Origin of the sequence: Nocardioides pinisoli (assembly GCF_024199985.1) — a bacterium.
GTDB classification, from domain to species: domain Bacteria; phylum Actinomycetota; class Actinomycetes; order Propionibacteriales; family Nocardioidaceae; genus Nocardioides; species Nocardioides pinisoli.
On the sequence record NZ_JANARS010000002.1, the window covers coordinates 305,668 to 319,126 of the forward strand.

General features: G+C 71.6%; 11 protein-coding genes. 8 read left to right on the forward strand and 3 right to left on the reverse strand.

All coding sequences use genetic code 11. The features are described from left to right. Nucleotides 1-50: 50 nt before the first annotated feature. Nucleotides 51-1,187 carry a ThuA domain-containing protein gene (locus NCI01_RS05475; RefSeq protein ID WP_254180466.1) on the reverse strand — a complete coding sequence of 379 codons (1,137 nt, stop codon included), beginning with the start codon at nt 1,185-1,187 and terminating at the stop codon, nt 51-53. Between the two features lie 154 nt (nt 1,188-1,341). Between NCI01_RS05475 and NCI01_RS05480 the strand changes: the two genes are divergently transcribed. The 4 genes from NCI01_RS05480 to NCI01_RS05495 all read left to right on the forward strand — a co-directional run bounded on the left by NCI01_RS05480 (nt 1,342) and on the right by NCI01_RS05495 (nt 8,356). Then, the gene (locus NCI01_RS05480) at nt 1,342-2,304 is read left to right on the forward strand and encodes a DUF2332 domain-containing protein (RefSeq protein WP_254180467.1); all 963 of its coding nucleotides are present in this window, start codon (nt 1,342-1,344) and stop codon (nt 2,302-2,304) included. Nucleotides 2,305-2,476: 172 nt separating this feature from the next. Further along, nucleotides 2,477-6,052 (forward strand): DNA polymerase III subunit alpha, encoded by a 3,576-nt coding sequence (gene dnaE / locus NCI01_RS05485; RefSeq protein WP_254180468.1) that lies wholly within the window; start codon nt 2,477-2,479, stop codon nt 6,050-6,052. 7 nt (nt 6,053-6,059) lie between these two features. Then, entirely contained in the window at nt 6,060-6,620 is a 561-nt protein-coding gene (locus tag NCI01_RS05490; RefSeq protein WP_254180469.1) for a hypothetical protein, read from the forward strand. A 68-nt stretch (nt 6,621-6,688) separates the two neighbouring features. After that, a complete protein-coding gene (locus NCI01_RS05495) occupies nt 6,689-8,356 on the forward strand; it encodes a DUF3352 domain-containing protein (RefSeq protein ID WP_254180470.1) in 1,668 nt (555 codons plus the stop codon). A gap of 30 nt (nt 8,357-8,386) precedes the next feature. Here the strand turns inward: NCI01_RS05495 and ybaK are convergent, their stop codons facing one another. Together ybaK and NCI01_RS05505 are read right to left on the reverse strand one after the other, a co-directional pair. Beyond that, entirely contained in the window at nt 8,387-8,875 is a 489-nt protein-coding gene (gene ybaK / locus NCI01_RS05500) for a Cys-tRNA(Pro) deacylase (protein WP_254180471.1), read from the reverse strand. 128 nt (nt 8,876-9,003) lie between these two features. Then, complete coding sequence (locus NCI01_RS05505) at nt 9,004-9,669, reverse strand: LON peptidase substrate-binding domain-containing protein (protein WP_254180472.1); 666 nt, start codon at nt 9,667-9,669, stop codon at nt 9,004-9,006. A 78-nt stretch (nt 9,670-9,747) separates the two neighbouring features. Between NCI01_RS05505 and hisD the strand changes: the two genes are divergently transcribed. The 4 genes from hisD to hisH are packed head-to-tail and all read left to right on the forward strand — an operon-like array spanning nt 9,748 to nt 13,443. After that, nucleotides 9,748-11,070, forward strand: a complete 1,323-nt coding sequence (gene hisD / locus NCI01_RS05510) for a histidinol dehydrogenase (protein ID WP_254180473.1) — start codon at nt 9,748-9,750, stop codon at nt 11,068-11,070. 5 nt (nt 11,071-11,075) lie between these two features. Beyond that, nucleotides 11,076-12,206 carry a histidinol-phosphate transaminase gene (locus NCI01_RS05515; RefSeq protein ID WP_254180770.1) on the forward strand — a complete coding sequence of 377 codons (1,131 nt, stop codon included), beginning with the start codon at nt 11,076-11,078 and terminating at the stop codon, nt 12,204-12,206. Beyond that, nucleotides 12,203-12,811 carry an imidazoleglycerol-phosphate dehydratase HisB gene (gene hisB, locus NCI01_RS05520; RefSeq protein WP_254180474.1) on the forward strand — a complete coding sequence of 203 codons (609 nt, stop codon included), beginning with the start codon at nt 12,203-12,205 and terminating at the stop codon, nt 12,809-12,811. The genes NCI01_RS05515 and hisB overlap by 4 nt, the downstream gene beginning before the upstream one ends. Beyond that, nucleotides 12,808-13,443, forward strand: a complete 636-nt coding sequence (gene hisH / locus NCI01_RS05525) for an imidazole glycerol phosphate synthase subunit HisH (protein WP_254180475.1) — start codon at nt 12,808-12,810, stop codon at nt 13,441-13,443. The genes hisB and hisH overlap by 4 nt, the downstream gene beginning before the upstream one ends. Nucleotides 13,444-13,459: the final 16 nt, after the last annotated feature.

Consider the following 13,459-nt stretch of genomic DNA (forward strand, 5'->3'; position numbering starts at 1 on the left):
CCCGGGTGGGCGCGGCCGGTCGTCGAGGTGTGCTGCTGGGTGTCGGTCGGTCAGTAGCCGACCAGGCCTCCCTGCCAGTCGACCAGGTCGGCGAGCTTCTCGACGAGGGTCTCGTCCTGGAGCCCGTGCGCCTTGCCCTTGGCCTTCTTGAGGATGTGCGCGGCAGCAGCGTGGTCACCGTCCTCGGCAGCAGCCTCGGCCGCGGCGAGGGCCTCGGCCACGTCCGCGCCGAGCTTGGCGTTGCGGTTGCCGCCCTCGCTGAGGTCGGCGGTGATCTCCTCGACCTCCGGGAAGGTCACACAGTTGCCACCGCCCTCCACGACACCGGCGGTCCACTCGATGCCGCCGAGCAGGTGCGCCAGGAAGGTCGGGTCGGCGTAGGACTGGTCGACGTGGCCGGCGCCCTCGTACCAGGATCGTCCGCCCTCGAAGTTGTGGCACCAGGCGATCGGGTGGTCCGCACCCATCGCGCCGCGGCCCGGGTTGTAGGTGCTCTCGTCGAGGGTCAGCAGGACGTGCACGTCCTCACGCGGGTTGGACGTGAAGTTGTACCACTCGTCGAAGCGGATCCACTTCTTCGGCAGCATCGTGGTCGACGGGTGGTTGGGGCTCTCCACGACCATGGTGGCCGTCTGCTGCGCGGGGTGGCCGGCGAAGCGCGCGCTGCCGCCGGTGAGCTCGCTGTACCACGGCACGGCGTGCATGGCGTCCGTCGCGGCGTGCAGGCCCACGAACCCGCCGCCGCCCCGGATGTAGCCCTGGAAGGCCGCCAGCTCGGCGTCGTCGAGGGTGCGGGGGCGAGCGGGGTCCTGGTTGTTGGTGCCGTCGACGTTCGACGCGAAGATGATCGTGGCGTACTGGCTGAGGTCCTCGGCCGACGTGAAGGGCGTCGTCGCCATGGTCAGGCCGGGCTGGCCGGGCGAGTTCGCGGTCGGCGGGTCCCAGACGTCGACGGTGAAGCCGTGCTCCCCGCCGAGGTCGATGACGGCGTTGGTCGTCTCGTCGATGTGGGAGTGGCGGAAGCCGAGCGTCTTGCCGACGACCAGCACCTTGTAGGGCGCGGCGGCGGACGGGCTGGCGGCTGGTGCTTCGGCGGCGTCGGTTCCTGCGGACGCGTAGGTCGCGCCGGTCAGGAGCAGGGCGCCGGCGGCCAGGCCGGAGGTGATCAGGCTGAGCGGTTTCCTCATGGGTCGGTCCTCTCGGGAGGGGTGGGGGGAGTTTGTTTGTATGGAACCCAAACAAATGCAACTGGGTGGAACGCTATGTGACCCACGTCACTGAGGTCAACGGGGCTCGGCCGGTCACTGTCCCGATCCGGGGCGTGGCCCGCATGATGACCGGGTGCTGCTCTACGACGACGTGGTGACCGAGTACCGCGACTTCGCGACCTATGCGGCGGGCGACTCGCCGTGCTTCGAGGAGTGGGCGCTCGGCGTCGCGGGGGACGCGGAGGTCCTGGCGTGGTTGGGGACCTTCCCGCCGATCAAGCGCCAGCCCAACCTGGTCTTCGCCGCCGCCCGCTGGCACGGTGCGCCCGCCCCGGCGCCGTACGACGCCCTCCGCACGGTGCTGCTTGAGCAGGAGCCGGCCGTGCGCGCGACCGTCATGGCGCGAGCGACCCAGACCAACGAGGTGGGCCGCCTCGCCACGCTCGTCCCGGTGCTCGGGCTCGTCGAGGGACCGCTCGCGCTGGTCGAGGTCGGTGCCAGCGCCGGGCTGTGCCTGTTCCCCGACCGCTACGACTACGCCTGGCCGCCGTCCGGCGCGCTGCGGGGGAGCGGCGGGCCGCTGCTCACCGCCCGGGCCACCGGCACCCTGCCGGTGCCGGCCGCCCACCCCGACGTCGCCTGGCGCGGCGGCGTGGACCTCAACCCGCTCGACGTGACGGACGAGGACGCGATGGCCTGGCTGGAGAACCTGGTCTGGCCCGAGCAGGACGAGCGTCGTCAGCGGCTGCGCGCCGCCGTCGACGTCGCTCGCCGCGAGCCCCCCGCGGTGCGGCAGGGCGACCTCCTCGACCACGTCGAGGACCTCGTGGACCAGGCGGCCGGGCACGGCACCCCGGTCGTGCTCCACTCGGCGGTCATCGCCTACCTGGAGGAGCCCGACCGGGTGCGCTTCCACGAGCTGATGACGCGCCTGGTCGCAGCCGGCCGCTGCCGCTGGATCAGCAACGAGGGGGGCCGGGTCCTGCCCGCGGTCACGGGGAGCCGGGAGGTCCCCCCGGGCCGCTTCGTGACCGCGCTCGACGGTGTGCCCGTCGCCTGGAGCCACGGCCACGGGCACGCGATCGACTGGCTGTGAGCGTGACCCGTCGGGAGGTCCGGACCGCGCGCCGTGTCCTGTCGGTGGGGCCGGGCACACTGACGTAGGCTGACTGCTCTTCCCCCTCCTTCTGGATGCACCGCTGCGCAGCCAGCACCTCTCCTCACGCACGCCCCCGTCAGCGACCCCGAAAGGCGCGGAAGTCTCCTCCATGTCGTCCGGCTCCTCCACCAGCTCCGCGGACAACTTCGTGCACCTCCACGTGCACACCGAGTACTCGATGCTCGACGGGGCGTCGCTGCTCGACGGCCTCTTCGCCCGCACGAGTGAGCTGGGCATGCCGGCCATCGCGATGACCGACCACGGCAACCTCCACGGCGCCTACGACTTCTACAGCAAGGCCAAGAAGTACGGCGTGAAGCCGATCATCGGCATCGAGGCCTACATCACCCCCGGCACCATGCGCGGCGAGCGCCGGCGCGTGCGCTGGGGCCAGGGTGACCTCGCCGAGGAGGGCGGCAACGACGTCGCCGGCGGCGGCGCCTACACCCACATGACCATGTGGGCGGAGAACACCGAGGGCATGCACAACCTGTTCCGGTTGTCGTCGCGCTCGAGCATGGAGGGCTACTTCTACAAGCCCCGCATGGACAAGGAGATCCTCGCCGAGCACAGCAAGGGGCTGATCGTCAGCACCGGCTGCCCGAGCGGTGCGATCCAGACCCGCCTGCGCCTCGGCCAGTACGACGAGGCGGTGCGGGAGGCGGGCGAGCTCCAGGAGATCTTCGGCCGCGACAACGTGTTCCTCGAGCTGATGGACCACGGCATCGACATCGAGAAGCGGGTCCGCGACGACCTGCTCCGCCTCGGCAAGCAGATGGGCCTGCCGCCCATCGCCACCAACGACTCCCACTACAACAACCCCGAGGACGCGGCCGCCCACGACGCCCTCATCTGCGTCGCCTCGGGCAAGCGGCTCTCCGACACCAACCGGCTCAAGTTCGACGGCGGCGGCTACTACATCAAGTCCGCCGCCGAGATGCGCGAGCTGTGGGCCGACCGGTTCGGCATGCCCGAGGCCTGCGACAACACCCTCGCCATCGCCGAGCGGTGCGAGGTCGAGTTCACCGAGTCCACCGGCGGCTACATGGCCCGCGCCGACGTGCCCGCCGGCGAGACCGAGGAGTCGTGGTTCCGCAAGGAGGTCTGGCGCGGCATCGAGGCCCGCTACCCCGGCGACCGGCTCGACCAGGAGGTCCGCGACCGCGTCGAGATGGAGCTCGCGGTCATCTCGCAGAAGGGCTACTGCGGCTACTACCTCGTGGTCGCCGACTTCATCAACTGGGCCAAGGACAACGGCATCCGCGTCGGGCCCGGTCGTGGCTCGGGTGCGGGCTCGATCGCGGCCTACGCGCTGCGCATCACCGACCTGTGCCCGCTCGAGCACGGCCTGTTCTTCGAGCGGTTCCTCAACCCCGAGCGTCCCTCGATGCCCGACTTCGACATCGACTTCGACGACGCCCGCCGCGGTGAGGTCATCCACTACGTCAGCGAGAAGTACGGCGCCGAGCGGGTCGCGCAGATCGCGACGTTCGGCCGGCTCAAGGCCAAGGCCGCCATCAAGGACGCCGCTCGCGTGCTCGACCACGGCTTCGCGATCGGCGACCGGATCACCAAGGCCTACCCGGCCGACGTGATGGGCAAGGGCGTCGCCCTCAAGGACATCTTCAACCCCGACCACAAGCGCTACAACGACGGCGGGGAGTTCCGCGCGCTGCACGGCCAGGACCCCGACGTCCGCACGATCTACGAGACGGCGGTCGGCCTCGAGGGGCAGATCCGCAACTGGGGCGTGCACGCGGCCGGCGTGATCATGTCGAGCGAGCCGCTGATCGACATCGTCCCGATCATGTCCCGCCCGCAGGACGGCGCGGTGATCACCCAGTTCGACTACCCGATGTGCGAGTCGCTCGGACTGGTCAAGATGGACTTCCTCGGCCTGTCCAACCTCCGCATCCTCGACGACGCGATCGCCAACATCGAGGTCAACCGGGGCGAGAAGGTCGTCCTGGAGGAGCTCGACTTCGAGGACCGCGCGACCTACGAGCTGATGGGTCGCGGCGACACGCTGGGCGTCTTCCAGCTCGACGGCTCGGGCATGCGCTCGCTGCTGCGCTCCCTGCAGCCCGACGCCTTCGCCGACATCACGGCCGTCAGCGCCCTCTACCGCCCCGGCCCGATGGGCGCCGACTCCCACAACAAGTACGCCCGCCGCAAGAACGGCCGCGAGCCGATCGAGCCGATCCACCCGGCCCTCGCCGAGGCGCTCGAGCCGGTCCTGGGGGAGACCTACGGCCTGATCGTCTACCAGGAGCAGGTGATGGCGATCGCGCAGGTGCTCGCCGGCTTCACGCTCGGTGCCGCCGACAACCTGCGTCGCGCGATGGGCAAGAAGAAGAAGGAGGAGCTCGACAAGCAGTACGCCGGCTTCCAGGCCGGCATGCTCGAGCGTGGCTTCCCCCAGCAGGCCATCGACAAGCTGTGGGAGATCCTGCTCCCCTTCTCCGACTACGCCTTCAACAAGTCGCACTCGGCCGCCTACGGCGTCATCACCTACTGGACCGCCTACCTCAAGGCCAACTACCCGACGGAGTACATGGCCGCCCTCCTCACCTCGGTGAAGGACGACAAGGACAAGATGGCGATCTACCTCAACGAGTGCCGTCGCATGAAGATCCAGGTCCTCCCGCCCGACGTCAACGAGTCGCACGCCAACTTCACCCCGGTTGGCCAGGACGTCCGCTTCGGCCTCACCGCGGTCCGCAACGTCGGCCACAACGTCGTCGCCGGCATCGTGGCCGCTCGCGAGGAGAAGGGCCGCTACGCCGACTTCAACGACTTCATGGAGAAGGTCCCCGCCCTCGTCTGCAACAAGCGGGTCGTGGAGTCGCTGATCAAGGCCGGGGCGTTCGACGACATGAAGCACAAGCGGCGCGCGCTGGCCGCCGTCCACGAGACGGCCGTCGACCAGTTCGTCGACCTCAAGAAGAACGAGGCCATCGGGCAGGACTCCCTCTTCGCCGGTCTCGGCGACGGTGACGACGACGCAGGGTTCGGGGTCAGCGTGACCATCCCCGACATCGACGACTGGGACAAGATGACCCTCCTCGGCCACGAGCGGGAGATGCTCGGGCTCTACGTCTCGGACCACCCGCTCCTCGGCCTCGAGCACGTCCTCTCCCAGGGCACCGACTGCACCATCGGCCAGCTCCTGCTCGACGAGGACCGGCCGCACAACTCCACGATCACCGTCAGCGGACTCATCACCTCGGTCTCCCGGAAGATCACCAAGCGGGGCGACCCGTGGGCGACCATCACGCTCGAGGACCTCGACGGTGCCATCGACGTGCTCCTCTTCCCGAGCGCCTACACCCTCGCGTCGACGCTGCTCGTCGAGGACAACATCGTCCGGATCAAGGGCCAGCTCTCACGTGACAAGGACCAGCCCGAGCTGCGCGCCCAGGAGGTCACCGCCCCCGACCTGACCCACGGACCGACCGGGCCGGTCGTGATCAGCCTGCCGTCGACCCGGTGCACGCCGCCGGTCGTGGCCCAGCTGCGTGACGTGCTCGGCACCCACCCCGGCATGACCGAGGTGCAGCTGCGGCTGCTCACCCGGAGCTCGACCAAGGTGCTGCGCCTCGACGACAACCTGCGCGTGAGCCCCAGCCCGGCCCTCTTCGCCGACCTCAAGCAGCTGCTCGGACCCGGCTGCCTGACCGGATGATGACCGGATGAGCGCCGCCATGGACGACGTCACGGGCGCCGGGACGGGCGGCCGGCTGGTGCGCCGCGTGCTGGCGGTGCTCGCGCTGTTCGTGGCCGGCGGCGCGGCCGGCGGCGTGCTCTGGGAGCGGCTCTGGGACGCCCCCACCGGCGTCGCCTTCAAGGGCCGCTGGTACCTCGAGCCCGCCGGGCCCGACCTCTCCTTCGAGTCCATCGCCCTGTTCGTCGTGATCGCGTTCCCGCTCGGCCTCGTCCTCGGCGTGCTGGCGGGTCTGTGGCGGGGGCGCGAGACCGTCACGCTGGTGGCGGTGCTCGTGGCGTCGGGCGTCGCCGCGGCCGTGATGTACGGCGTCGGCAGCGCGCTCGGACCGCCCGACCCGCAGGCACTGGCCGCGGGCCGGCCCGACTACACCACGTTGCCGGGGGACCTCGGGCTGACCGCTCCAGACGAGGGCCGGGTGACGTGGCACGCGACCGCCCTCGTCGCCCTGCCCGCCGGTGCGATGGCTGGTCTGGTCTGCTGCTATCTCTTGCCCGACTGGGGGTTCGCGCGGCGTTCGCGTGGGTAGGCTTGCTGCGCCCGCAACTGGGCAGTCCCGGCACCGCCGGGACCCGTGCGACGGGGGAGCAGAGCGAGATGAGCATGACACCGGGCGGTCCGGCCGACGGGCCTGAGTACCTCGACGGATCGGGGCCCGCGCAGTCGGCGCCCGACAACGACAACAAGAAGCGACTGGTCGCCCTGGGCGCGATCGTCGCCGGCGGAGCCGTCGTCGCGGGAGGCGCCTGGGCGGCCACCAGCTTCTTCAGCACCGGCGCGCAGCCCGCTGAGGCGCTGCCCGCCTCGACGGTCGCCTACTTCAGCGTCGACCTCGACCCGAGCGGCGGGCAGAAGATCGAGGCCATCAAGACGCTGCGCAAGTTCCCCGGGTTCGTCGACGAGGTCGACCTCCAGGCCGACGACGACCTGCGCGAGCGCTTCTTCGAGGAGATGACCTCCTCCGGCGAGTGCGAGGGCCTCGACTACGACGCCGACGTCGAGCCCTGGCTGGGCTCGCGCGCCGCGATGGCCATGGTCGACCTCGGGGAGGACGAGCCGACCCCGGTCGGGGTCGTGCAGACGACCGACTCCGGCAAGGCCGAGGACGGGCTCGGCTCGCTCGTCGACGCGTGCGGCGGCGGCGAGGACGCCGAGGGCGACGTCGGCGGCTGGGTCGTCGACGGCGACTGGATCGTCCTCGCGGAGACCAAGGAGATCGCCCAGCAGGTCGTCGACGCCGCCGACGGCTCCACGCTCGCAGCGGACGCGTCCTTCGGGGAGTGGACCGGCGAGGCCGGCGACGACGGCGTCATGTCGGTCTACGTCGGCAAGGGCGTCACCAAGTTCCTCGACGAGCTCGGTGTCATGGGTCCCATGGGCGGCATGGGGATGATGGGCACGCCCGGGTCGCCCATGGACGAGGGCAGCTGGTTTGCCGAGGAGGCACCGTCTGAGGAGGAGATCCCCGACGAGCTCCGGCAGATGATCGACGACTTCGACGGCATGGCGGCCACCGTCCGCTTCGACGACGGTGCGGTCGAGATCGAGTACGCCATGTCCAACTACCAGCCCGACCTGACGAAGTACGTCGACAGCAGGACCGGCGCCGACATGGTGGCCGGCCTGCCCGACGACACCCTCGCCGCCTTCGGTCTCTCCCTCGAGGAGGGCTGGGCCGGCGCCATGCTCGACTACGTCAAGGCCGCGCTGCCCGAGGACAGCGCGTCCATCGACGAGCAGCTCGCCCAGCTCGAGGCGGAGACCGGTCTGGCGTTGCCCGAGGACCTCGAGACCCTCCTGGGCGAGGGCCTGACCGTCTCGCTCGGTGCCGGTCTCGACCCCGACGCCGTCGCCAACGGCGGACCGGGCGAGGTGCCGGTGGGCATCCGGATCGACGGCGACCCCGACGAGATCCAGGCCGTCCTCGACAAGATCGCCGCGCAGGCAGGACCGGAGCTGGCCGACTACCTGCAGGTCACCGAGGGCGACGGCTACGCCGTCCTCGCGCTGCAGGAGGGCTACCGCGGCGACCTCGAGGAGGGCGGCAGCCTGGGCGACAGCGCGGCCTACGCGGAGGTCGTGGAGGTCGACGAGGCGCAGTCGGTGCTGTTCGTCGACTTCGACGCCGACAACGACTGGTTGGTCCGGCTCACCGGCGACTCGCCCGAGGTCAGCAAGAACCTCGAGCCGCTGTCGGCCTTCGGCATGAGCTCCTGGGTCGACGACGACGTGGTGCACGGGCTCTTCAAGCTCACCACCGACTGAGCCCCGGAAGCCGGTCCGCCGGCGCCCGGCTCAGCGACCGATGGTGGCGGTCACCGCTCCGGTGATCGCCACCAGGTCCGTCGGCGCGAGCTCGAGGTCGAAGCCGCGCCGGCCACCCGAGACCAGGATCGTGCCGTGGTCGAGCGCCGAGGCGTCGAGCACGGTCGGGTGGGCGCGCTTCTGCCCGACGGGCGAGATGCCGCCCGCAACGTAGCCGGTGGCGCGCTCCGCGGCCGCGACGTCGGCCATCACCGCCTTGCTGCCACCGAGGGCACGGGCCAGCGCCTTGAGGTCGAGCTGGCCCGAGACCGGCACGACGCCGACCACGAGCCGGCCGTCGAGGGAGGCGAGCAGCGTCTTGAACACCCGCGCCGGGTCGACGCCGAGCGCCTCGGCGGCCTCCAGCCCGAACGACGCGGCCCGCGGGTCGTGCTCGTAGGTGCGCACCTCGAAGGCGATGCCCGCGGCCGCGAGCGCGACCGTCGCCGGCGTACCTCCGGCGCTCTTTCGTTTGGCCACCGCTTGATCCTTCTCGTCGTGCTGGGTGATTTCGACGCGCTCGTGCGACTTCGTCCCTCAGCCGCGTCGCTTGCTCAATCTGGCCGCGCCCACGCGCCGCGCTCGTGCCTCGCGCGCCACTGCGCGACTCAGTTGGGGGACCACGCGGTGCGCGCCACCTGGGTGGCCGGCAGCGACGGGATGACGTTGATCGCGCGAAGCTCCTCGGTCAGCAGCTGGGTCACCAGGATGAGGCGCTCGGTCGCGTCGGTCGCCTCGAGCAGCGCCTGGCGCTCGGCCATCGGGAGCGGTGCCAGCGCCGAGAGGGTCCACGCCAGGTAGTCGGGGTCGCGGGGGAGCGTCCCGCTGTAGGGGTCACCCTGGAGCTCGGTCATCGCCGCGCGGAAGGCCGTGAAGGTGGCGCGGGCGCGTTGGAGCACCTCAGCCGGCACCTGCACCTGCGGCTCGGGGAGCACGGCGGCGATGCCCTGCGGGTAGTCGACGCCGCGCTGCATCTCCTCGAGGACGAGGCGCTCGCGGGCGACCGCGACGATGTCGAACGTGCCGTCCTCACGCCGGTCGACCTCGGTCAGCTGCAGGACGCAGCCGACCCGGTAGACCGACTGGGCGCCGTGGTCGCCGACCTCGTAGCCCTCGCGGATCGCGACCGTGCCGAAGACCCGCTGGGCAGGGTCCTCCTGCTCGAGCAGGTGGCGCACCAGCAGCCGGTAGCGGTCCTCGAAGACGTGGAGCGGCACGCTCATCCCCGGGAACACCACGGTGCTCAGCGGGAACATCGGCATCGGCTCGCTCACACCGACGACACTAGTGGCCGCAGTCCACCCTGCACCCGCGAGTTCGGGTCGACCCGCGGGGGAACCTAGAATCAGGGCATGTCCCTGATCCGTCGCATCGACCTGAGGGGCGCCGACGCGGCGTCCGTCGACTACCGCGCGAGCGTGCCCCGCGCCGAGTTCGACGTCGAGGCCGCCACGCATCAGGTGCAGCCGATCCTCGACGCCGTACGAGCCCGTGGCGTGGAGGCCATCACCGACTTCTCCGCCCGCTTCGACGGCGTGAGCAGCGACGACATCGCCGTGCCCCGTGAGGCCATCACGGCCGCGCTCGACGAGCTCGACCCGACGGTGCGCGCGGCCCTCGAGGAGTCCATCCGCCGGCTCCGCGCCACCAGCGAGGCCGAGCTCGAGCACGACGTCACCAGCGCCGTCGCTCCCGGCGCCACCGTCACCCACCGCAAGGTGCCGATCGACCGGGTCGGCCTCTACGTCCCCGGCGGTCTGGCCCCGCTGGTGAGCAGCGTGGTGATGAACGTCGTCCCGGCCCAGGTGGCCGGGGTGCGCTCGATCGCGCTGGCCAGCCCGCCGCAGAAGAACCACGGCGGCCTGCCCGAGCCGACCATCCTCGCCGCCTGCGCGCTGCTCGGCATCGACGAGGTCTACGCCGTCGGCGGCGCCCAGGCGATCGCGATGTTCGCCTACGGCGCCGGACCGTGCGCCCGCGTCGACCTGGTCACCGGTCCCGGCAACATCTACGTCGCGGCCGCCAAGAGGCTGCTGCGCGGCGTCGTCGGCATCGACTCCGAGGCCGGACCGACCGAGATCGCGATCCTGGCCGACGACAGCGCGGACGCCGCGTTCGTCGCCGCCGACATGGTCAGCCAGGCCGAGCACGACCCGATGGCCGCGTCCGTGCTGGTCACCGACTCGCTCGTGCTCGCCGACGCGGTCGAGGCCGAGCTCGACAAGCAGCTCTTCGCCACCCGCCACACCGAGCGGATCCGCACGGCGCTGGGCGGGCGCCAGTCCGGCATCGTGCTCGTCGACGACATGGACCAGGGTGTCGAGGTCGTCGACGCCTACGCCGCCGAGCACCTCGAGATCGTCACCAGAGACGCCGCCGCCCACGCCGCACGCGTGCGCAACGCCGGCGCCATCTTCGTCGGGCCGTGGTCGCCGGTGTCGCTGGGCGACTACTGCGCGGGCTCCAACCACGTGCTGCCGACGGCCGGCTGCGCCTGCCACTCCAGCGGGCTGTCGGTGCGGGCGTTCACCCGGTCGGTCCACGTCATCGACTACACGCAGGCCGCGCTGGCCGAGGTCGCCGACCACGTCGTGACGCTGGCCGAGGCCGAGGACCTCCCGGGCCACGGCCAGGCCGTCAGCGTGCGCTTCGGCAGCGACCGGTCGGAGCGGTGAGCGGGCTGTTCCCACCGCTGCGTGACGAGCTGCGGGGGATCGAGCCCTACGGTGCGCCCCAGCTGACGCTGGAGCAGGCGCCCGTGCAGCTCAACGTCAACGAGAACCCCTACGGCCCCTCGCCGGAGGCGGCGGCCGACATCGCCCGCGCCGTCGGGGAGGCCGCGGTCTCGCTCAACCGCTATCCCGACCGCGAGTTCGTCGAGCTGCGCACGGCGCTCGCGGCCTACCTCGACACCTCCGGCGGCACGGGCATCACCCCCGAGATGGTGTGGGCGGCCAACGGCTCCAACGAGGTCATGCTGCAGCTGCTGCAGGCCTTCGGCGGCCCGGGCCGCGTCGCGCTGTCGTTCGCACCGACGTACTCGATGTATCCCGAGTACGCCCGCGACACGATGACCGAGTGGGTGGCCGGCCACCGCGCCGAGGACTTCTCCCTCGACCTCGACGCCGCGCGCCGCCTGGTCGAGGAGCGCCGCCCCTCGGTGGTGCTCCTGCCCAGCCCCAACAACCCGACCGGGACGGCGCTGCCGCCCGAGGCGGTGACGATGCTGTGCGAGGCGGCCGCGTCCTACGAGCCGGCCGGGCTGGTGGTCGTCGACGAGGCCTACGGGGAGTTCCGCCGGGCGGGCACCCCGAGCGCGCTCGAGCTGCTGCCGCGACACCGCAACCTCGTGGTGACGCGCACCATGAGCAAGGCGTTCGCCCTGGCCGGGGCGCGCCTGGGCTACCTCGCCGCCGATCCCGCGATCTGCGACGCGATCCGGGTCGTGCGCCTGCCCTACCACCTCTCCGCGGTGACGCAGGCGACCGCCCTGGCGGCGCTGCGGCACGCTCCGGAGCTGCTCGGCAAGGTCGACGACCTGCGCGCCGAGCGGGACGCCACCGTGGCCTGGCTGCGCGACCAGGGCCTCGAGGTCGCCGACTCCGACGCCAACTTCGCGCTGTTCGGCCGGTTCGTCGACCGGCACGCGGTCTGGCAGGGTCTCGTCGACCGCGGCGTGCTCATCCGCGAGACCGGGCCCGACGGGTGGCTCCGCGTGTCGATCGGGACGGCGGAGGAGATGGCAGCGTTCAGGCAGGCCCTGCTGGAGACGATCCAGCAGACAACCGAGACGACGAAGGAGCCGGCATGAGCCGCACCGCCAAGATCGAGCGCACCACCAAGGAGTCCCGCGTCCTCGTCGAGGTCGACCTCGACGGGAGCGGCCGCTCCGACGTGTCGACCGGCGTGGGGTTCTACGACCACATGCTCGACGCCTTCGCCCGTCACTCGCTGGTGGACCTCGTCGTCCAGACCAGCGGCGACACCCACATCGACGCCCACCACTCCGTGGAGGACACCGCCATCGTGCTCGGCCAGGCGCTGCGCGAGGGCCTCGGCGACAAGGCCGGCATCCGGCGCTTCGGCGACGCGACCGTGCCGCTCGACGAGGCGCTCGTCCAGGCCGTCGTCGACGTGTCGGGCCGTCCCTACTGCGTGCACACCGGCGAGCCCGAGGGCCAGGAGTACGTCGCCATCGGCGGCACCGGCGCGACCTACATGGGCTCGCTGACCCGTCACGTCTTCGAGACGGTCTCCTTCCACGCCCACCTCGCGCTCCACGTGCGGGTGCTCGGTGGTCGCGACCCGCACCACGTGGTCGAGGCGCAGTTCAAGGCCTTCGCCCGCGCCTTCCGCGACGCGGTCGCGATCGACCCCCGCGAGACCGGCGTACCGTCGACGAAGGGCAGCCTGTGACGGCTCCCGACGTCGTCGTGCTCGACTACGGGTCGGGCAACCTCCGCTCGGTCGTGCGCGCGGTCGAGCGCGCGGGCGCGTCCGTCACCCTGACCGGCGACTTCGACGCCGCCCTGGCGGCCGACGGCCTCGTGGTGCCGGGCGTCGGCGCCTACGCCGCGTGCATGGCCGGCCTGCGCGCGATCAAGGGCGAGCGCATCATCGGCCGGCGGCTCGCCGGGGGCCGACCGGTCCTCGGCATCTGCGTCGGGATGCAGATCCTGTTCGCGGGTGGGGTCGAGCACGGCGTCGAGACCGACGGCTGCGACGAGTGGCCCGGCCTGGTCACCCGGCTGCAGGCCGACGTGGTGCCGCACATGGGATGGAACACCGTCGAGGCGCCCGAGGGCACGCGGCTCTTCGCCGGGGTCGAGGACGAGCGGTTCTACTTCGTGCACTCCTACGCCGCGCGCACGTGGGACCTCGTCACCAACGACCGCACGGCCGCGCCGCTGGTGACCTGGTCCGAGCACGGCGGCGACCGCTTCGTCGCGGCGGTGGAGAACGGGCCGCTCTCGGCGACCCAGTTCCACCCGGAAAAGTCCGGTGACGCCGGCGCCGCGCTGCTGCGCAACTGGGTGACCTCGCTCTAGCAAGCGCGCCAGCGCC